The 19,414-nt window shown below is 64.2% G+C and carries 13 protein-coding genes and 1 pseudogene; 4 read left to right on the top strand and 10 right to left on the bottom strand.

The window, feature by feature from the left end; genetic code table 11:
- Window positions 1-44: 44 nt before the first annotated feature.
- Together ACP153_RS21760 and ACP153_RS21755 are read right to left on the bottom strand one after the other, a co-directional pair.
- Window positions 45-3,158, bottom strand: coding sequence for an efflux RND transporter permease subunit (locus ACP153_RS21760; protein ID WP_424973150.1), 3,114 nt, complete (start codon window positions 3,156-3,158; stop codon window positions 45-47).
- A gap of 2 nt (window positions 3,159-3,160) precedes the next feature.
- On the bottom strand, window positions 3,161-4,240 hold the full coding sequence (locus ACP153_RS21755) for an efflux RND transporter periplasmic adaptor subunit (protein ID WP_424973119.1): 1,080 nt from the start codon (window positions 4,238-4,240) through the stop codon (window positions 3,161-3,163).
- Window positions 4,241-4,304: 64 nt separating this feature from the next.
- Here ACP153_RS21755 and ACP153_RS21750 point away from each other — a divergent pair, with 64 nt between their 5' ends.
- Window positions 4,305-4,925 (top strand): TetR/AcrR family transcriptional regulator, encoded by a 621-nt coding sequence (locus ACP153_RS21750; RefSeq protein ID WP_424973118.1) that lies wholly within the window; start codon window positions 4,305-4,307, stop codon window positions 4,923-4,925.
- A gap of 76 nt (window positions 4,926-5,001) precedes the next feature.
- Here ACP153_RS21750 and ACP153_RS21745 read toward each other — a convergent pair whose 3' ends face one another.
- The 6 genes from ACP153_RS21745 to ACP153_RS21720 all read right to left on the bottom strand — a co-directional run bounded on the left by ACP153_RS21745 (window position 5,002) and on the right by ACP153_RS21720 (window position 9,864).
- Window positions 5,002-5,523, bottom strand: a complete 522-nt coding sequence (locus ACP153_RS21745) for a fasciclin domain-containing protein (protein ID WP_424973117.1) — start codon at window positions 5,521-5,523, stop codon at window positions 5,002-5,004.
- Between the two features lie 71 nt (window positions 5,524-5,594).
- A complete protein-coding gene (locus ACP153_RS21740) occupies window positions 5,595-6,227 on the bottom strand; it encodes an outer membrane protein (RefSeq protein WP_424973116.1) in 633 nt (210 codons plus the stop codon).
- 169 nt (window positions 6,228-6,396) lie between these two features.
- On the bottom strand, window positions 6,397-7,275 hold the full coding sequence (locus ACP153_RS21735; RefSeq protein WP_424973115.1) for a LytTR family DNA-binding domain-containing protein: 879 nt from the start codon (window positions 7,273-7,275) through the stop codon (window positions 6,397-6,399).
- On the bottom strand, window positions 7,272-8,105 hold the full coding sequence (locus ACP153_RS21730) for a hypothetical protein (RefSeq protein WP_424973114.1): 834 nt from the start codon (window positions 8,103-8,105) through the stop codon (window positions 7,272-7,274). The genes ACP153_RS21735 and ACP153_RS21730 overlap by 4 nt, the downstream gene beginning before the upstream one ends.
- 237 nt (window positions 8,106-8,342) lie before the next feature.
- Window positions 8,343-9,113: an SDR family oxidoreductase gene (locus ACP153_RS21725; protein ID WP_424973113.1), complete on the bottom strand. Its 771-nt coding sequence runs from the start codon at window positions 9,111-9,113 to the stop codon at window positions 8,343-8,345.
- A 25-nt stretch (window positions 9,114-9,138) separates the two neighbouring features.
- Window positions 9,139-9,864 (bottom strand): SDR family NAD(P)-dependent oxidoreductase, encoded by a 726-nt coding sequence (locus tag ACP153_RS21720; protein WP_424973112.1) that lies wholly within the window; start codon window positions 9,862-9,864, stop codon window positions 9,139-9,141.
- 99 nt (window positions 9,865-9,963) lie between these two features.
- On the opposite strand from ACP153_RS21720, the gene ACP153_RS21715 reads away from it, so the two are divergent.
- A complete protein-coding gene (locus ACP153_RS21715; RefSeq protein ID WP_424973111.1) occupies window positions 9,964-10,857 on the top strand; it encodes a LysR substrate-binding domain-containing protein in 894 nt (297 codons plus the stop codon).
- A gap of 90 nt (window positions 10,858-10,947) precedes the next feature.
- Here the strand turns inward: ACP153_RS21715 and ACP153_RS21710 are convergent, their stop codons facing one another.
- Window positions 10,948-12,255: a hypothetical protein gene (locus ACP153_RS21710; RefSeq protein ID WP_424973110.1), complete on the bottom strand. Its 1,308-nt coding sequence runs from the start codon at window positions 12,253-12,255 to the stop codon at window positions 10,948-10,950.
- Window positions 12,256-12,704: 449 nt separating this feature from the next.
- On the opposite strand from ACP153_RS21710, the gene ACP153_RS21705 reads away from it, so the two are divergent.
- A complete protein-coding gene (locus ACP153_RS21705; RefSeq protein ID WP_424973109.1) occupies window positions 12,705-13,496 on the top strand; it encodes a ChbG/HpnK family deacetylase in 792 nt (263 codons plus the stop codon).
- A 252-nt stretch (window positions 13,497-13,748) separates the two neighbouring features.
- Window positions 13,749-14,501 (top strand): SDR family oxidoreductase, encoded by a 753-nt coding sequence (locus ACP153_RS21700; RefSeq protein ID WP_424973108.1) that lies wholly within the window; start codon window positions 13,749-13,751, stop codon window positions 14,499-14,501.
- Between the two features lie 256 nt (window positions 14,502-14,757).
- On the opposite strand, the pseudogene ACP153_RS21695 reads toward ACP153_RS21700, so the two are convergent.
- A pseudogene (locus tag ACP153_RS21695) lies at window positions 14,758-19,414 on the bottom strand (hypothetical protein); the annotation flags it as partial.

Here is a 19,414-nt window from a genome sequence, read left to right as displayed (position 1 = left end):
CGTTCCTCCGGGATGTTTGCGGTGCGTGCGTGGACATGCGGCCCCTATTCCGCGGCCAAGGGGACAGGGATCGGTTCGGTGCGGCTCGGCGGCCTGCTCTGGTGCGTGCCGCGCTGCTCGGCGCGGCGTTCCGCCCGAAAATACGTGTGATAGAGCGCGGGCACGCCGATCAGTGTCAGCACGGAGGCGAAGCCAAGGCCGGCCATGATCGCAACGGCCATCGAGGCGAAAAACGTGTCTGACAGGAGCGGCACCATGCCGAGAATGGTGGTGGCAGCCGCGAGGATGACCGGGCGCAGACGGCTGATTGACGCCTCCACGATGGCCTGGGATTGGGGCAAGCGCTCTTCGTCCTTTTTGGTGTCGATTTCCTCCACCAGGACGATCGCGTTCTTTATGAGCATTCCGGACAGGCTCAGGAGGCCCAGAAGCGCGGTGAAGCTGAAGGGAAGGCCCGTGCTCAACAGGCCAAGGCCGACGCCGGTGATTGCCATGGGCACGACTGTCCAGATCACGGCTGTTTGGCGGAGCTTGCCGAAGAGCAGCACGGTGATCAGCAACATGGAGCCGAAGGCCAGTGGCATCTGCTTGCCGAGGCTCATCTGTGCGTTGGTCGCGCTTTCGAATTCCCCACCCCAGTCCATGCGGTAGCCCGGTGGCAGGGGCATGGCCTCGATGGCGGCGCGGATCTCGACAAAGGCCTCGGGTGGCAGCACGCCGGGCAGCGCCGTGGCCTGGACGCTGATGGTCGGGACCCGGTCACGCCGGTGGATGAGGGTGTTGCGGGTCACGGCCTCAAACCCGTCGATGACCTGGCCCAGAGTGGTGTAGGCGCCCGCCGTCTCGGAATAGACCAGCTGGTCGAGGAGATACGCCGAGGTCTGCTGCTCTGCGCGCGGTGTGCGCAGGAAGATCGGGACGAGGCGGTCATTCTCGCGGAAGGTCCCGACGCGCTGGCCATCGGTGGCCAGGGCCAGGGCTTGCGACAGGTCAGAGCGCGAGATGCCCAGGGCCCGAGCCCGCTCGGCCGCATAGATCGGCCTGGATGTCAGCTCTGGCTCGCGCCAGTTCACCCGCTCCAGGATGAGCTTTTGGGTCCCCGTTTCAAAGATGGTTCGGGCAGTGTCCGCGAGGCTGCGCAGGACGTCCGGATCAGGGCCCGAGAGACGAAGCTCCACATCTGCGCCGGTGGGGGGTCCATAGATGATCTGCTCGACGCGGAGTTCGGCCCAGGGCAGGGCGCGGGCGGCATAGGCAGAGAGCGCGTCGCGGAGCGCTGGGATGTCCTGAGTGTCGAACACCCGGATCACCAATTGGCCATAGGACGGGTCAGGCTCCGCGGGGGTGTAGGTCAACAGAAACCGGGTCATGCTGGCCCCGATCGTGGTGGTGACCGCTTCGACCATGGGGTGTTCCATCAGCCAGTCTTCGAGGATGGCGAGGTCGTCGCTCGCGGCTTGAATGGAGGTGCCCTGCGCCGACTTGTATTCGAGATAGACCAGGGGCGTTGTCGCCGGCGGAAAAAATTGCTGTTTCACCAGTCCCATGGCGGCGACACCGCCGACCGTCGATCCGACCAGGCCAACGATCACCAGCCATCTGAACCGCAAGGCGCCTTTCACGAGCGCGCCATAGCTTCGGAAGAATGCGGTGTCATAGGGGTTGGTGTCCGCGCCCTGGCTATCCGTTTTGAAGAGATAGCTGCCCAGGAGGGGGGTGACGGTGACGGCCAGCAGCCAGGAGAGCAACAGGGAGATGCCGATAACCGCGAAGAGCGTAAACAGGAACTCGCCGGAGCTGTCCGGGCTCAACCCAATGCCCGCAAAGGCCATGATCCCGATCACCGTAGCCCCAAGAAGCGGGATCTGGGTGCGGCGTGTCGCCTCCTCGGCGGCGTCCTTGGCACTTTTGCCCTGCCGCATCTGAACTTGCATGCCCTCGGCGACGACGATGGCGTTGTCGACCAGCATGCCCATCGCGATGATCAATGCGCCAAGGCTGATCCGCTCCACCTTGATGTCGAAGAAGAACATGAAGAGGAAGGTGAAGGTCACGGTCAAGAACAGGGATCCGCCGACCACCACGGCCGCGCGCCAGCCCATGAAGAGGGCCAGCACAGCGATCACCACGCCCACGGACATGGCAAGGCTCACCATGAAGCTGGCATTGGCTTCACTCACGACGCGGTGCTGTTCGTAGATCGGCTCCAGCGTCACGCCCGCAGGCAGCAAGGGGGCGATCTCTGCCAGCCGGGCTTCCACGCGCTGCCCGACGGCGACGATGTTTTCCGAGGTCAGCCCGGCAACGCCGATGGTGAAGGCCTCCTGCCCGTTTTGCCGAATGATCTGGCGGGGGGCATCCACGCGGTCCCTGAAGACGGTCGCGACATCGGTCAAGTTGAAGACCTCTCCCTTGAACCCGAAGGTCAGGTTGGCAATCTCGCTGACGCTGTCGTCCCTGGAGGGGGCGGTGACCTGAACGTCCTGGCGCCAATTGTTCGCGGTGCCGGTCGGGACCACCTCGTCCGCACCGGCGATCGCACCGGCGATGACCTGCGGCGGCACACCGAGCGAGGCCAGGATCTCGCTGGAGGGCTCCACATAGATCGCTTCCTCGGGCAGGCCGAGCACCTGGGCATTTGCAACCCCCTCAACCGTCAACAGCTCGCGGCGCAGGAAGGTCGCGATGTCCCAGATCGCGGCGTCCTCATATTCCGGCGTTGTCACCGCATAGAGCAGCCCATAGACGTCCCCGAAACTGTCATTGACCGTTGGGGGCAGGGCGCCCGGGGGGAGATCGCCGGTCGCATTGTCCACGCGGTCGCGCAGGTCGTCCCAGACCTGGGGCAGCTCGGTCCCGTCATAGGTGTCCTTGATCGTCACTTCGATGACCGAGAGGCCCGGTGTGTTGGTCGACTCGATATAGTCGACCTCATCCATCTGCTGGAGCTCGGCTTCCAGGACCTCGGACACCTCAACCGCGACCTCGGACGCCGCAGCCCCGGGATAGGGCGTGATGACAAGGGCCGATTTCAGGGTGAAAACAGGGTCTTCGAGCTTGCCGACGCCCAAATACCCTGCGGCGCCTCCGAAGAGGCAAAACAGGATCAAAAGCCATGTGTAGAGCGGATTCTGAATGGAGAAGCGCGCGATCTGCATGGTCACAGCCCCTCTTGGATGAGGCCGGTATAGCGCTTGACCACGGCGTTGTTCGCCACACGGTGCGCGCCGACCTCGACGATTTCGGTGCCGGGTTCCAGGCCATCAACCAGAAATCCGGCTCCGCTCAAGGCCGTGACTGTGACCGGGATGTGATGGGCGCGCAGGAGGCCGCCTTCCTCGCGGATCGCGACCACAAGATGGGTCCCGTCCGGGCGTGTCGAGATGGCGCTCGCGGGCACTTCCGCGCCGTCCTGATGGGTGTCGGTGCGGGCAAGGACCACCACTGTGCGGCCCGGCAAAAGGATGGCGTGGTCTTGGGCGGGAATGGCGAGAGAGAGCTCATAGCTTTGTCCCAGCTGTTTCGTTTCCGCGCGAAACTCCCGGAATTCGAGGGGCAGGCGGGTGTCCAGCCCGGCGATTTGGCCTTCGAATTGGACCGATCTGGGATCGCCAATATCCGCCAAGAGCCGCTCCGGCAGGTCGAACTCAACCCGGAGCTCGGCCATGTTGTGGAGACGCAGAACTGGCATGCCCGGCTCCACATTCGAGAAGGCCGTGCCAATGCGATCTGCGATAATCGCCTCAAAGGGCGCATGGATTTGCGCATCCTCCAGCGCGTCTCTCGCCTCGCGCAGGGCGACATCTGCGAGATCCCGGGCGGTTTCGGCATCTTCTGCCTGCACATTGGACACGGCATTGCGGTCCGCGAGCGTTCTGGCCCGCGTCAGCGCCCGTTCCGCTTGCGCCAGGTTCAGTTCGGCGCGCTCGACGGCGCGGGTGAACGGGGCCAGATCGAGCCGCGCGAGCAGGGTGCCGGCGGGCACGGTTTGTCCTTCCTGTGCCTCCAAGAGCTCCAGATGCCCGCCAACCTCGAAGGAGATATCGACGGTCTCCAGGGCTGCAATCTGCCCGAAGAACTGACGGGTTGTTCCAGCGCGCGCGTCCGGAACGGTGAAGGTTTTGACAAATTGAGGTTGGGTCTCGGGCGCTGCCACGTCACTCTGTGACGCACCGACAGGAAGGGCTGCAGGTAGGGCCGCGAGAAGAAGAAGGGTTGCGAGGCTTGCTTGATACGTCATAGTGATCTCCGTGACACTTACTGACCGGTCGGTAAGCTACTTAGCCAAGAGAAATGATCTGTCAATGAAGAAAACTGAAAAACCGAGGCAGCCCGATGGTCGAGACCGCATCATCGCGACAAGCACGTCTTTGTTCCTGGAGCTGGGCTATGGCGGCACGTCGATGAGTGCGATCGCGAAGGCCTGCAACATGACGAAAGCGGCGCTATACTATCATTTCAAGTCCAAGGAAGATCTGTTTTCTGCCTGTGTCACAGAGGGTTACGCGGATGCGCTCGCGCGTCTCGAAGAGATTGCCGGGGATGAAAAGCGGAGCTCGAAGGCGAAGCTCACAGAGGCGTTTCGGGTGATTTATGAGACCAGCATTTCGACGGAAGTGGGGCGCATGTCCCCCCTGATCGCGGAGGTGTCGAGAACGGTGCCAGCCGTCGCCCGGTCGTTCCATGACGACTATGTCAGCCCGCAGCAGGAGACCATGTGGTCCATCTGTCGGGAGGGGATGGAGAGCGGCGCCTTCCGGTCAATCGATGAAAAGCTGTTGATGCATATGATCTATGGGCCGGTCGTGACCCTGTCGCTGAGCCGCGAGATGTTCGCGAGCCTGGAGAATCTGGACGCGCTCTACCCGATCGAGGACCTGCGAGACGGGCATTTGAACCTCCTGCTCGAGGCTCTGGGCGCGTAAGTGGCGCAGGGTGTGGGGGCAAGGCGCTCCCGAACGAGACGGGTTGGTCACAGCTCGGGAGCGCGGTTGTTCGGCGTTAGCGGCAGTCCGGGCGTGCGCCCGGCAGCAGGACCTTGTCGATGACATGGATGACGCCATTCTCCGCTTCGATGTCGGCAATCACCACATTGGCCCTCTCGCCCGTGCCGTCGGCGATCGAGACACCGCCGGTATCCTTCGTGATGCACAAGCGCTCGGAGGCCAGGACAGGCTTGAAGTAGTTCGAACCGGCCGGGATCATGTTGGCGGACAGCTTTCGATCATCCACATGGTAGAGCAGCACGTTGGTCAGCTGCTCCTTGTTTTCCGGCTCGAGAAGGCTCTCAACCGTGCCCTGGGGCAAGGCCGCGAAGGCGTCGTTGACCGGCGCATAGACCGTGAACGGTCCCGGGCCCGCCAGCGTGTCCGCAAGACCTGCGGCGGTGACGGCTGCGACGAGTGTCGAGAACCGCGCATCGCCCGCCGCAATCTCGACGATGTTTGCGGATTGCGCGGTGTTGGCTGTGACGCCGAGGCCGAGGCCGAGGACAAGCGAGCAGAGTTTGAGTGTATCCTTCATGTGTCTCTCCATTCTTGAAGGGTGGGGGAGGGGAGGCCCTGTTGGGCCGGGATGACCGGGTAACCCGGATCTCAGAAACGGTAGGACGCGCCGACAAGGACATCGATGGTCTGGTAATCTGCGGTCAGGGTGCCCCCGGGACCGCGCAAGGACGGGTCGCCCGCATCGAAGTAGCGCAGCTCGCCATGGATCGACCAGCGATCCGAGAGGGCGTAATCTGCGCCGACCATCAGCTGATAGCCGAAGATGCCGGTCTCGCTGTACTCGCCGGGGGCGCTGCCACCGCTGACATCGAAGTCGATCTCGGTGACATAGGCGAGGCCTGCGCCGATATAGGGGACCAGCCGACCACCGGCGATGGGTGTGAAATCATAGTACCCGTTCAGGGCAAGGGTCGTGGAGGCAAGGTCGCCCGAGATCCCGGCGGCGCCATCTGCATCGCCCGTCCGATACGCATATTCCAGTTCGGACCGGAACGGGCTGCCTGCATAGTCATAGCCGAGCGCGGCGCCGAATACCTGCCCCGTGTCAAACCCGGTCTCGCCGGAGATGGCCCCGGACAGGTCGCCATCCTCCAGCGATGACACGCCGCCAAAGACCCTCAGGTAGACCCCGCCGTCCGGTGCCTCTGCGAAAGCCGGCATCCCGAGGCTGGCGACAAGCAGCGCGGCGCTTGCCCCGTGCGAAAATGGTGAAGTCAGCATATCTGCGATCCTCTTCGATCCTGAATTGACGCGCCTGCCTTGCAAGCGATGAGGAGAGACTTCGGTCCTACTGTTCTGTTTTCAAAAGGATCTGCACGAATGGCATGTCGACCTGCACGAATGGTCGGGCCAGATATCTCTGGAGGTGCGCGCCGTGTGGTTGCGGGTGTCAGACGGCGCCGCGCCGTGCCGCTTTCAAGGCCGCGCGGTAGCTGCGACTGACGGGAAGTGCCGGGCCGCCGATCATCTGGCAGGTCACCCGCCCGTCGCGGCTGACGACCTCGTCGATCTGGTCCAGCGCGACCCAATGGGATCGGTGGATTTGCATCCCGTTCTGGTCCTGCAAGAGGTCGACCGCACGACCGAAGGGGAACAGGATCAGCGTGTCGCCCTTGGTCGTGTAGACCCGCACATAGTGAAGCTCTGCCGAGAGCGCGACCAGATCGCGGCCGAGCCTGCCCGGGAGGCGGGCCCAGAACGCGACCAGCTTATCCGGTGGCGCGGCCTCCGGGGGCGGCGCGTCTTCGGTCCTGGATCGCAGACCGCCCCGCTCAAGCTGCAGGAGGCTGGGCGCGTTGATCAGGGTCCAGATCAGGACGAGCGGCACGAAGAAATGGCCCAACTCGGAGACAAGACGCGCGAGGAGCGTATCTCCGTCGTCATCGAGGGCCGCCGCACCCGCCAGAAGCCCGTCAATGCCGAGGGCAAGGGGCGAGAACAGGATCGCGGCCACGGTGGCCGACAGGATGACCTGCAGCAATCCCGGCAATGTGGAGAGGCGCTTGATCTGTCCGAGTGCCATCTGCGTGACGGCAAGAAGAATGAGGGCAGGGACCACATGGGCGGCCCAAAACGCCATTCTGTTCAGGGTCCCCAGCCCTTCGGAGGCGCTTGGCCCGATCGATGTCAGCCCAATCGTGAGACCCAGGGCGCAAATTGCCAGATAGGATGTCCAGCCCAGGCTCGCGTTGCGCGCGCCGTCCATGTCCGCGTTGTCCTTGTCCGCGCCCTGCTTGCCCGCGCCCTGCTTGTCCGTGTCACCTGTCATGCGCTGATCAGGGGGATGCCTTTGAGAGCCATGAGAAACACCATGATGGTGAAGCTGGCATAGAGCGCCGCCGTGATCCACACCAAGCTGCGGGGCAGGGCGAACCGGCTGGCGAGGTAACCCATGGCCGGGATCACTTGCATCGCATGCAGGGCAAGGAAATGGGCCGGGCGCAGGTCTCCGACGGTCATGGACCAGCCGAGCAGGGGCAGCGTGGCGGCGCCGGCAGCAGGCTGGCCGATATACCGCCCGCCATTGCTGACCAGCTCTCCGGCGACCCAGAAGGTCAGCACCGTCGAGAGGAAAAACCCGAGCACGATGCCGAGACGCAGCCCTGTGTCCAGCCGGGCCTCCCGGTCCATCAGGGCTGCGAGGCCGACGACACCGATGGTCAGCATGAGCGCGGTCGCCCCGGCGCCCATCAAGCCGTACATCGCCGCGTGGAAGGGCGAGGAGTTGTTGAAATGGGAGGCCTCCTGACGGGCCGCCTGTGCGCCGATATAGGCCATCTCGAAGGCAAAGGCGGCGGCTGACGCAAGCGCGCCGGCGACCACCAGCCAGCTTGTCTGCCAGTGTTGGGACAGCTGCCTGGTGGCCCAGGACAGGGTCGCAAAGAGGAGCGCGAAGGAGACCGAGAACTTCAGCGGTTTGAGCCAGACGGGCTCCCCGGCGAGCAGGCGGTCATCGAGCGCAAGCAATCCGAGCGTCAGAACGGTCATGCCGAGCGCGGCGACGGCCAGACGGTCAAACCATGTCGTGGCGTTGAAGCGAGACGGTTTGACCAGCCGTTCGGAGGCCAGCCGCAGCGTTTGCAGTTGTAGGTCAAGCATATCAGCACTCCGTCCGTCGCGTGCCTCTGGATTTGCAGGAGCTGCGTCGCAAGGCGAGGCCGTTTGCATGAACCGCGCCTGAAAGCGCACCAATGACCGATGGAGCAGCCGGCTCTCGGAGGACGATCTAGTGTTCTGTTCCGACGGGTCCAAAGGCCCTTGGAGCGCCGAGGAGGGCGGGTGCGGGCCGCCCCGTCGCGCGGCCCCAGTGTCCGTATCGCAGAGCCCGCTCTCCGGTCATCCGAGCGGCGCGAGGCCGACGGCGGCGCGGCCTGCGTCCGTTTTTATCGAGAAGTCGGTGCCGAGATGCGGGTCGGCGTCCTTGCTGCAGAGCCATATCAGCGCCTTTGCCACCCATTCCGGGGGAATATGCGCCTCGGGGTCAAGCTGGCTGACCGGGTTGATGCCGGAGGCCCTGATGGCCACCTGCATCTCCGTCGCAACGGTCCCGGGGCTCAGGCCGACAACACGGACGCCCTTTTCCGCGTATTCCTTGTGGGCCACGCGGGTGAGCGACAGCACCGCCGCTTTGGTTGCGCAATAATGGCTCCACCCTTCGAGCGCGCCCGTGGCTGCGCCCGAGCTGATATTGATGATCGTCCCTGCGCCCGCGCGGACCATCTGCGGAATGGCGTAGCGCAGCCCGTGATAGACCCCCTTGAGATTGACATCGACGATCTGGCCCCAGGCCTCCGGGTCGCTCTCGGACAGGCGGGAGATGGGATCGATCAGGCCTGCATTGTTGATCAGCACATCGATGGCGCCCGTCTCGGCCACCGCCGCGTTGATGAGGTGTTCGACATCGGTGGCCTGGCTGACATCGCAGCGGAGTGCGGTTGCGGCCCCTCCCGCCGCGGTGATCTCTTGCGCGATCGCGTCGATGCGCGCTTTCGAGCGGGCGGCGAGCACGACATGGGCGCCTGCCTCTGCAAATTTCCGCGCCGCAGCTGCGCCTATTCCACGGCTCGCGCCGGTGATGACGATGGTTTTGGTGCTGACTGTGTTCATCGGACTGGTCCTCTGTCTTTTCGCGTCACATCATTTCGGCAAAGGCGGCTTCGACGGCTTTCTGATCCGCGCGCCAGGCGGCAAAGACATTTGAGGCCGAGGCCGGGTAGACGTCCTCCTGATCTGCCAGCAGGGCGGCGAGCACATCGCGGACAACGGCGGCGGGGCTGTCCTTGGGCGCGTCGACGCCCGCCAGCATGTCGGTATCGATGCCGGCGGGGAACGCGTTGATGACCCGGATGCCCTTGGGGCGCAGATAGGCGCGCAGGGACATGGCCATGGACCAGGCGGCGGCCTTGGACGCGTTATAGCCCGCAAAGCCGGGCGCGCTGACGAGGGAGAGCAGCGTCAGCATGTTGATCACGGCGCCGCCGCCATTTGCTTCGATGACGGGCGTAAAGGCCCGCGTCATCTCGCGCAGGCCGTCATTGTTCACCGCCATATCCCGGCTCAAGCCTGCCTCGGAGACGTCGAGCGCGCCCCCGAAGGTCAGCGCGCCTGCATTGTTGATCAAGAGCGTGACGTCATGGGCCCGGCGCGCGGCCGCTGCGATCATGGGGGTGTCGGTGACATCTATGGCCAGCGGCACAACCCGTTGAGGGTCCAGCGCGACCGTCTCCCGGAGGGTGCCGGGATCGCGGGCGGTGGCATAGATCTTGGCTGCGTTCTGCGCGAGCAGATGCGCGACATAGTGATGGCCGACGCCGCGATTTGCGCCCGTGACCAGTGCGACCGAGGTCTCGATTTTCATGGTGTTTCTCCGGATAGGCTGCGATCCGTTGGAGATACTCATGTCGAAATCGACAAAAAATGCTTCGATTTGTGAGGCTGTCGTGCAAAAGATGCACGAATGGATATCGAGCAGCTCAGGACCGTCACGCTGGTGGCCCAACAGGGCAGCTTTGCAGCGGCGGCGCGCGCTTTGTCGGTCGACCCCTCATCCGTGTCGCGCAGTGTTGCTGCGGTGGAGGCGGAATTGGGGTTGCGTCTTTTCCAGCGATCCACGCGATCCCTGTCGGTCACGGAAGAGGGGGAGATCTATCTGGCCCGTCTTGTGCCCCTGTTGGAGGAGCTGGACCGGGCTCATGAGGATGCGCGCGCGGTGTCGCGACAGCCTGCGGGCACGGTGCGCCTGACCACCTCGGTGGCCTTCGCGCAGACCTGTGTTGTGCCGCATCTGGCTGAGTTTGCGTCGCGCTACCCGGATATCTCGCTCGAGATCCTGCCCAGTGACGCAAATCTGGATCTGGCGGCGCATTCCATCGATCTGGCCATCCGCCTGACCCCGGAGCCTGCGGGCGATCTGATCCGCTCCAAGCTGATCGACACGAGGTATCGCGTGGTGGCGTCGCCGCAATATCTGGCGCGGAGTGGCGCGCTGGCGGTGCCAACGGACCTGCAGGCCCATAGCTGCCTGCGCTTTGCCCTGCCTGAGTTTCGAACCCGCTGGCGGTTTCGACGCGACGGCGAAGAGCCGGTCGAGGTGCCGGTTTTTGGCAAGGTGATCATCGCCAATGCGCTGTCGCTGCGTCTCGCGGCGCTCAACGGCCTTGGCCCGGCTCTGCTCGCGGATTGGCTGGTCAAAGACGACCTTGACGCGGGACGTCTGGTGGACGTGTTTCCAGACCACGACTGCTCGGCGACGGAGTTCGAGACCGCGGCTTGGGTCCTTTACCCGTCGCGCAGCTACTTGCCACGGAAAGTCCGGGTCACGATCGACTTCTTGAAGCAGGCGCTGACCTGAGCGGGACGGGCCTGGTCGCCAGGGGCAATGCGGCGGGCGGTGCCGGACAAAGACCCGCAGCCAGCGCCCGATTTCGGGGAGGGGCGTTCCCTAGTTGGGCAGTTTGCCGTTCCGAATGACATCCACAACCAGCCGTTGCACATCCCACCCGGTCGCCGCTGCGTTTGTGACCACGATCCGGCTCGCGTCGAGATCGATCAGCATGTTCTGCCCGTTCAACCCCATGGTGCCCATGATGTTGCGCCCGCGCATCCCGTCGAAACCAAAGTAGAACTGCCCACCATATTGCCGGGCATAGGAGTGGAGCCACATCCAGGAATTGCCGTCATTGGGCCGATAGAACCCGCTGGGCACGGCTTGGGCCTGCATTTGCCGCAGATATTGCCCGACACAGGTATTAGTTTGATAGTCGCGCATCATTGCCTGAGCCACGCGCAGGAAATCCATCCGTGTGATGAGGTAGTGATAGGTCGCGCGTGCCTGGGGCTGGCCGTAATAGGGGGATCTTGCGCCATTGGTCAGGGTCCTGGGACGCTGGAAGATGCTGACCGTATCCGCGATCCTGATCTTGTCGCGGAAGACGCGCCGCACGAGGCTCGGATAGTCGCTGCCGGCTTTGAAGGCCGTGTAGCCTTCGATCACATCCGTGACGAAGTTGTTGTAGAAGAAACTGCTGCCGCGCGGCTCGGTCCCTCGCAGGAGGAACGCCGCCGTGTCCAACCCCATATCGCGGTTGTGCAGCGTGGAGCCGATGATGCGGTTGGTGCCTTGATCCACCACGTGGCGGTCTCCGGCCTTCATGTTCAGAAGGTTGCGCAGCGGCTGCCCCTGATAGAGCGTGTCGCGCATCATCGGCCAGTCGATCACCTCATCCACCGAGGAGATATGGCCCTCGCAAATGGCATGGCCGACGATATAGGAGGTGATGCTCTTGCCCGAGGAATGGGTGAAGAACAGGGTGTCATTGTTCAGGTCGCGGCGAAATCTGCCATTGGCGGCCAAGCCGTCATACTGGATCACACCGTTGTCGTAATAGAGATAGTTGAGCAGGTAGCCCTGCTCGAGCTGCCCCTCAACCACGGCGCTTTGGGGGGTCGGCGCGCGTCGGAAGGGCACGGCATTGCCCGCGGGGGAGATGACAAAGATATCTCCGCTGTTCACGAGCCGCCGTCGCCACTCGCGCCGGTTGTCCTCATAAAGGGAGATGGTTGCGTCATTGGGGCGGGCGGATTCCGGCATCTCCCAACGGTCCGGGAAGGAAACCGCCGGGCCGCCGGGATCGGTGGGAGGGGCCAGACGCGCCGCGACCGTGGAGCTTGTGTTGCTCGTGGTGACCGGGTTGCACCCGAGGAGAAGGGTCAGGACCGCAAGTGCCGTCGCGCGAAAAAACCATGTCATGAAAAGGGCCTCCAATCTCGGCGATCAGGGTAGGAAGCGCCTCATTTCCGGGCAAGTTTTTTTGACGTCTGTCGCTCTGGTCGCATGAATGCCGCGAGGATCGAGGGATTTGTGGCCCGAGCGCGGCGCAGCTGATGGTGCAACATTCCGGTCCGTGTGGTGGGAGCGAGGTCCGTCGCCTCGGGGGTCTCTGGGGCCTCTGGGGCAAAGTGTTTGGCTTCTCCAGGGCGTGCCTGCTTTGGGCAGGTGCGCTTGGGGTCTTTGGGCAGGCGGTTGGCCTCAGCCGGGCGCTGTCATGTCTTGATCGTCGTCGCTGCGTTTGGACCGAACCCGCCCCCCCCTGTCCCCGCCCCCCTGTCCCCGGCGCGACATTTCATGGCAACGCGCGTGCGTGCATGATCCGCGCCTCTGTGGAACTCTGACCGGAGTGGCAGGAACGGGAGCGTGTGATGAACCGTGACATTCGATTGCTCGTCCGGGCGGATGACGCCGGATCCAGCTGGTCCTCGACCATGGGCTGTTTGCGTGCCTGCACGGAGGGCATCGCGCGGAGTGTCGAAGTCATGATGCCTTGCGCGTGGGTTCCCCATGCGGCTCTGACCCTCAATGACCGCCCCGAGATAGATGTCGGCATTCACCTGACCCTCACATCCGAATGGGACGCGGTGAAGTGGCGACCGCTGACGCAGGCCAAGAGCCTGACCGATCCGGCCGGGTGCTTTCTGCCATTGCTGAGGCCGCGGGACGGGGATGGCAGGCCCTCTCTGTCCGAGGTGGAGTGGTCCCTTGAGGAGGTTGCGGCGGAGCTTCGCGCGCAGATCGCGCTTGGGGTCGCGATGTTCCCAAACGCCTCCCATGTCAGCTGTCATATGGCGGCGCATTTCCGGGCGTTCGATGCGCGGCTCGGCGATGTCATTGCGGATCTTTGCAGGGAGTTTGGCCTGAAGGATGATGCCTTTGGCCATGGCCTGCCGAGATTTGCGGGCTATCCCAAATTCCCACGAGAGACGGAGCGACGGGTTGACGCCTTCTTGCGGGCGCTCGACGGGCTTGAGGAGGGCACACATGTTTTCATCGACCATCCCGCGATGGCGTCGCCAGAGCTGAGCATGACGGGGCATGATGGGTATGAGGATGTCGCCAAGGATCGTGTGACATGCCTGGAGACCCTGACGACCCCCGCGATCCGGGAGCGCATCGCGCAGCTCGGGATAACGCTGATCAGCTACCGGGACCTGTGAGCGAGTGGGGCGACGCGCAGCGCGGCCATCGGCTGGGATCTTGGAGCGACAGAGCGGAGCTTCCGAGCCCGGCGGGGCGTTCCCGGGCTCAGATGCTGCATGCTGCAGACGTGGTTGCTCTCATACTGCCGCAGCCATCCGACCCGGATCTTGCGCATTGCCGTGGCCGCGGTCCCTCATGGCATGATCCGGGTCGCTCGGGCGAAGAGCCTTGTCCTATTCGATCTCTGTCCAATGATCGAAAGGCAAAGAATGGAACTCAAGGACAGAACCTTCATCGTCACCGGTGCCAGCAGTGGGATCGGCGCGGCAACCGCATTGCTGCTTGCCTCACAGGGGGCAAATGTGGTGCTCGGCGCACGCAGGCAAGCGGAACTGGATCAGGTGGTCCGGCAGATCTCGCAAGCCAATGGACATGCGGTCTGCCTTGCCGGGGATGTCAGCGACGAGGCCTATGCCAAGGCGCTTGTCCACTGCGCGCAGGAGGCTTTTGGGCGGCTTGATGGCGCGTTCAACAATGCCGGCATTGTCGGAGATATGGGGCCGGTTTCCGATATGCGATCCAGCAATTGGGACAGGGTCATCGCGGTCAATCTCAGCAGCGGCTTTTACGCGGCGAAACACCAGATACCGGCGCTCTTTGAAAACGGGGGCGGGTCTCTCGTGTTTACGTCTTCCTTTGTCGGATACACGATAGGACTGCCTGGCATGGCGGCTTATGCGGCTGCGAAGTCCGGGTTGATCGGGATGACGCAGGTTCTGGCTGCGGAACACGGAGCAGACAACGTGCGCGTCAACGCACTGTTGCCCGGGGGGACATTGACGCCGATGGCGGGAGACGATGCCAGTTTCCACGAGGTTGTGCGCGGGTTGCACGCTTTGAAAAGGATGGCAGAGCCGTCGGAAATCGCTCAGGCCGCTTTGTTTCTGCTCTCGGACAATGCGTCATTCGTGACCGGCAGTGCGATGATCGCAGATGGCGGAAACTCCATAAGCAAAATGTAGGCCAAAAGGAGCGGGCAATGGCGGTGCAAACGTCAATGCCCGCATGGTCTGTGCGCGCGATCTGTCAGTTGAGAGTGCACCGGGAGTGGAGGTGCTCCGCGCCTGCGCGCTTCGCGGTCATTGAACACGGTGCCGACATCGGTGCCAGGTTCAAAGCGGGACATATGGATGCGCCGCGCCGTGCCGAGGAGGGCTCAAGCAGGCGCCAGCTTTGGCCTCCGGGCGATTTTGCGCCGTCTCCTGCCATCAACACGGATCAGAAGGTCCATATCATGGCGGCCGAGAGCTCTCCGCTGCGCGCGTTTTCGGACAGCAATCCATTGCCGCGCAGGGAGATCCGCGTGGTTTGGGACAGGTTGTATTCGAGCCCCAGCCGCAGCTCGGCGGCGTAGCGATCATATCCGAAGACATGGGACATCTCGCCATTGCTGGTGAGGCCAACAAGGCTGCCTTTGACCTCGTTTTCCGGATCCGTGAGATTGGCTGTGAGCCCGAACCCGGCGAAAACGCGGCCCAGCTGGTCGCCTTCGCCGAAGGTTGTGCCGATCTCCAGATGCGGGCGGATCACGAAATCCGTTTCCTCGCTGCTGCGCATGGACCAGTTCAGCGGCCCGTCCCCGGTTTCGGTGAACCCGTCTTGCCGGGTGTGGTAGAGGCCGAACCCGAGGCCCCAGCGCAGATAGGCCGTGTCGAGCTGTTGCAGGTAGGCCACCTGGGCATCCACGGAGAAGATCTGGCTCTGCAGGTTCGATGCGGCCGTGTGCATGGCGCCGCTCAGCGTATAGGCGCGCTCGGCATCCAGGTCCTGCTGGCCGAGGGCGGCGGAGAGCGAATAGGTCAGCGGGCCCGTTTCATATTTCAGGATGGCGCCCGCGATGACGCGCTCCCCGTCCTGGTCGAAGCCGGTGCCGGAGAGGGACACGTCCTGATACTGGAGCAGGGCGCCGAGGATCAGGCCATCATCCAGCACCCGCTGCGCTCCGCCGGCCAGACCGAAGGAGCGCTCATCAACCGTGGCGCCAGCCCCGCCGGCCTCGTTCTCGAACCGCGTCTTGCCGCCGATCAGGCTGACCCAGTTGCAATCCTGTTCCCGCAAGAAGCGCGCGGCTTCGAGTGTCGGGCAGGAGCGCAGATGGGTATGGACCGTCCGGCTTGCCTGACGCGCGGCAAACAGGGCGGCGCCGGTTTCATCCATCACATGGGCGGCGGCGAGCCGGTTCGCGTCCTCGGCGGTGTCTGCGTTCAGGACATCGTTGAAGAGGGCTTGGGCGGCGGCCTCTGCCTCACTCGGCCCGGCATCGGAGATCTCGGGGCCAGCGGAGAGGGGGTCGGCAATCGGGACCGGAGCGCCGCGGGGGGCCGCGCTGCCGAACAGGGTGTCCGGGGTCTCGGACGAGATGGCGTCTTCGTTGGAGATCGGGGGGCTGGCGGAAAAGACGAGCGCGTTTGACGCCAGAGCGCTGCTCAGCTCTGCGCTGCTGGAGAGGCTCTCGGAACTGTCCGACATGATATAGTTCGACAGGTTGGTCGTGTTGACGCTGGCGCCGGAGGCGCTGGTGTCGATCGTGTAGCTCAGCCGGACCGCGTCTGTGTCGCTATAGGTGTCGCCCCCTGTGGTGATGTCCCCGGACACGACCGCGATGTCGTATTGGACGATGGCGCCATCCTCGACGCTCAGATCCTCGGCGCTCAGATCGTCCGCGACGAGGATGTAGACCGAGCCGCTATCGCCGTCGGAGACATTGGTGTCGCCGGTCGCGTTGATCTCGAGCGTGCCGGAGAGATCCGTGACGCTGCTGGCGACGATCAGGTCGGCCTCTTCGTCATCGGCGCCGGTATTCAGTTCGAGGTCGATCAGGAGGATGCCATCCTCGCCCTGATCCAGCGCGCCGCCGGAGATCGTCGTGGTGAAGAGCTCATCCACGCCGCCGGGCGACAGGGTTCCGGCGTTGCTCAGCGTGCCGCCGCCTTCGCCGAGGCGCACCACGGAGCCCATGTTGAAGGTGCCGCCGGAGCCGTTCACGAAACTGCTGCCTGTGGCGTCTTCATAGAGGTCAATCGAGCCCGAGATCGTGCCGTAATTGGAGATTGTCACCGCGCCCTGACCGCTGCTTCCGGAGCTGTCATAGCCATCGCTGGAGACCTCCGTGTGGATGACATAGACGTCGCTGTCCCGGCTGGTATCGGTGAAATCGAGGTCTTCGATGCTGCCGTAATTGGTGATGCTGTTGGTGTTGCCATCATAGAGCGAGATCACATGGGCATTGCCGGTCTCGCCGGTGATGGAGCTGGTCTCGTCGACGCTGATGGAAATTGCGCCCGAGAGGCTATAGCCCGTTGCGGCGGCCATGACCGCGCGGTTGTTTTCGCCGCTCACCGCGATGCTGGAGCCGTCACTCAGCGCGATGGTGACGTCGCCGGACTCGTAGCTGCTGTCGCCATCGTACTCGAAATAGCTGTCGAGATCGTCGGTGTCCTCGCTGGAGTAAGTGGCGCCGCTGCTGGATTGCGCAAAAAGACCCACGGAGGCGTCGCCCGTCACGCTCACATTGCCGCCATCCAGGCTGACATCGACATCGCCGCCATCCCCTTCGGCGCCGTTGGAGCCTGCGAAATAGATCGAGAGGGACGTGCTGCCGGCGGTGCCGCCGCCGCCGCCGATGGATTGCGCCCAGATGCCAATCGCGCTGTCCCCATTGGTGGTCAGGTCAGCGGCGCTGAGTTCGACGGTGACGGCACCGCCATCGCCGCCATTCCCGGCATCGCCATCGTAATTCGCGCCGATATCGATGGAGAAGTTGACGTCGCCCGTATCGGTGAGCGCGCTGAAGAGGTCATCCACGCCCGCCCCGAAAGCGCCTTCCACATCGCCAGCGTCTCCGCCGCCGCCCCCCACCGATTGGGCCCAGATCCCGTTGGCCCGCGCGTTGCTGGTCGTGATGTCACCCCGGTTGAACACCAGGAGGTCACCGCCATGGCCGCCTGCGCCGCCATCGCCGCCGACCTCGGCTTTCGTGGTGATCGAGGCGCCGGTTCCTGTGCCCCCGGTGCCGCCGCCGCCCCCGACCGATTGCGCATAGATCGCGGTGGAGTCGGTCCCGGAGGTGGTGATTTCGTCGTAGTTGTAGACGCTGGTCGCTCCGCCATCGCCTGCTGCGCCGCCGGATCCTCCGACCGAGATCGCCCAATTGGTGAAATAGCTGCTGTAGTTCTGGGACAGGGAGTAGAGTGAATAACCGCTCAGGAGCGTGCCCTTGAGGTCCGAGGCGGCGTCTTCGATCTCGACCCAGATGTCAGAGCTTTCCGAAGACGTGGAGGATCCGGACTCGCCGCCCGTGCCGCCGCCACCGCCGACCGATTGCGCGAAAATGCCGTAGGACACATCGCCATCGGTGGAAATCGTGCCGGAGTTCACGGCCGCAACGGTTGAACCATCGCCGCCACTGCCGCCGGATCCGCCCAGTTCCAGAAGGAAGGAGGCGCTCAGGTTGATCGAGTCCTCGTCGCCGGAGACATAGGCCACCGCTGTGGCCGCGGCAGAGCCGCCATCCCCACCGCCGCCCCCGACCGATTGGGCAAAAATCGCGTCGCTGCTCTCGGCGGTGGTGGCAATGGAGCCTTCATTGTCGAGAGCGACGATCCCGCCATCATTGCCGGTGCCGCCTTCGCCACCCACGGCAATCGCCACCGAGAGCGTGCCGCTATCGGCATCGGCAACCGTCGCGCCGAGCACCACCGTGCTGGCACTGCCCCCGTCGCCGCCATCGCCGCCAATGCTCTGGCCATACATGCCGACGGAGCCTTCGGATGTCGTCGAGATGTCACCGAAATTCGTCAGGGCCACGTCGCCCGCGACCGAGCCGTCGCCGCCTTCGCCGCCCACGGCGACGGAAACCCCCAGGTCGAACTCCGTGGTTGTCGTCACGCTATAGGCCGTGACGCTGCCGCCCGCGCCGCCTGAGCCGCCGACGCTTTGGCCAAACAGGCCATGGGCATAGAGGCCGTCGGTCTGAATGTCGCCGTAGCTCGTTCCGTAGACGGTATTGCCGGTCGCCCCCCCCGCGCCCGAGCCGCCCACGGACACGTCCACATTCATATCCGTGGTCGAGAAGAGATCCGCGTTGAAGGAATAGACCGAGCCGCCGGAGCCGCCATTGCCGCCTATGCTCTGGGCGAGAACTCCATAGGCTTTGTCTCCGCTGGTGGTGATGTCGCCCCCCAGCTGCACGAGCACTTCTCCGGACACGCCCCCAGAGCCTCCATCCCCGCCAAGGTTCACCTGCACATCGCCCGCGATCCCGTCCGTGGCCGCAGACAGCACGCTCAGCCCGCTGAAGTCGATGACCGTGCTGCCATTGCCTCCGGCCCCGCCGATGGATTGCGCGAGGATGCCGTAGCCCAGATCCGCGGTGGTGGTGATGTCGCCCGAACTGACCACAGTGGTGTCCGCGGCAACGGCGCCCGCGCCGCCCCCGCCGCCAATAGCCACGTTGATCGCATCGGCGGTCAGGGCTTCGGTGGTGATCGTGTTGCTGCTGTTGCCGCCTTCGCCGCCCTGGGAGGAGGCATAGATCCCGATGCCGTTTTCGCCACTGACCGTGAGGTCGCCGGAATTGTCGATGGTCACAGCACTTGCGGTGCCGCCATCGCCGCCCTGGCCGCCCACGGCGATCTCGACCGCGCCGACCGAGATCGCGTCCACATCCATCACAGTCCCGGCCTTGCCCCCCGCACCGCCGAGGCTTTCGGCATAGATTGCGCTGGCATTGGCCCCGCTGACGGAGATGTCGCCGGAATTGTCGACATCCACGGTGCCTGCCGTGTCGCCTTCGCCTGCGTCGCCGCCAAGCGCGATGGTGACATCGGCCCCGGAAATCCCGGATCCGCTGAAGGTGGAACCGGATTTGCCGCCC

The organism is Dinoroseobacter sp. S76 (assembly GCF_049801095.1).
Lineage (GTDB): Bacteria > Pseudomonadota > Alphaproteobacteria > Rhodobacterales > Rhodobacteraceae > Dinoroseobacter.
The sequence above is the reverse complement of the archived record's forward strand: the minus strand, read 5'-3'. Positions and strand labels throughout refer to the sequence as shown.

Excerpts from the sequence above, each read along its gene's own strand:
- ACP153_RS21735 (WP_424973115.1), bottom strand. The coding sequence starts at position 7,275 with ATGACAGGTGACACGGACAAGCAGGGCGCGGGCAAGCAGGGCGCGGAC.
- ACP153_RS21745 (WP_424973117.1), bottom strand. The coding sequence starts at position 5,523 with ATGAAGGATACACTCAAACTCTGCTCGCTTGTCCTCGGCCTCGGCCTC.
- ACP153_RS21750 (WP_424973118.1), top strand. The coding sequence starts at position 4,305 with ATGAAGAAAACTGAAAAACCGAGGCAGCCCGATGGTCGAGACCGCATC.
- ACP153_RS21730 (WP_424973114.1), bottom strand. The coding sequence starts at position 8,105 with ATGCTTGACCTACAACTGCAAACGCTGCGGCTGGCCTCCGAACGGCTG.
- ACP153_RS21740 (WP_424973116.1), bottom strand. The coding sequence starts at position 6,227 with ATGCTGACTTCACCATTTTCGCACGGGGCAAGCGCCGCGCTGCTTGTC.
- ACP153_RS21760 (WP_424973150.1), bottom strand. The coding sequence starts at position 3,158 with ATGCAGATCGCGCGCTTCTCCATTCAGAATCCGCTCTACACATGGCTT.
- ACP153_RS21700 (WP_424973108.1), top strand. The coding sequence starts at position 13,749 with ATGGAACTCAAGGACAGAACCTTCATCGTCACCGGTGCCAGCAGTGGG.
- ACP153_RS21720 (WP_424973112.1), bottom strand. The coding sequence starts at position 9,864 with ATGAAAATCGAGACCTCGGTCGCACTGGTCACGGGCGCAAATCGCGGC.
- ACP153_RS21710 (WP_424973110.1), bottom strand. The coding sequence starts at position 12,255 with ATGACATGGTTTTTTCGCGCGACGGCACTTGCGGTCCTGACCCTTCTC.
- ACP153_RS21705 (WP_424973109.1), top strand. The coding sequence starts at position 12,705 with ATGAACCGTGACATTCGATTGCTCGTCCGGGCGGATGACGCCGGATCC.
- ACP153_RS21755 (WP_424973119.1), bottom strand. The coding sequence starts at position 4,240 with ATGACGTATCAAGCAAGCCTCGCAACCCTTCTTCTTCTCGCGGCCCTA.
- ACP153_RS21715 (WP_424973111.1), top strand. The coding sequence starts at position 9,964 with ATGGATATCGAGCAGCTCAGGACCGTCACGCTGGTGGCCCAACAGGGC.
- ACP153_RS21725 (WP_424973113.1), bottom strand. The coding sequence starts at position 9,113 with ATGAACACAGTCAGCACCAAAACCATCGTCATCACCGGCGCGAGCCGT.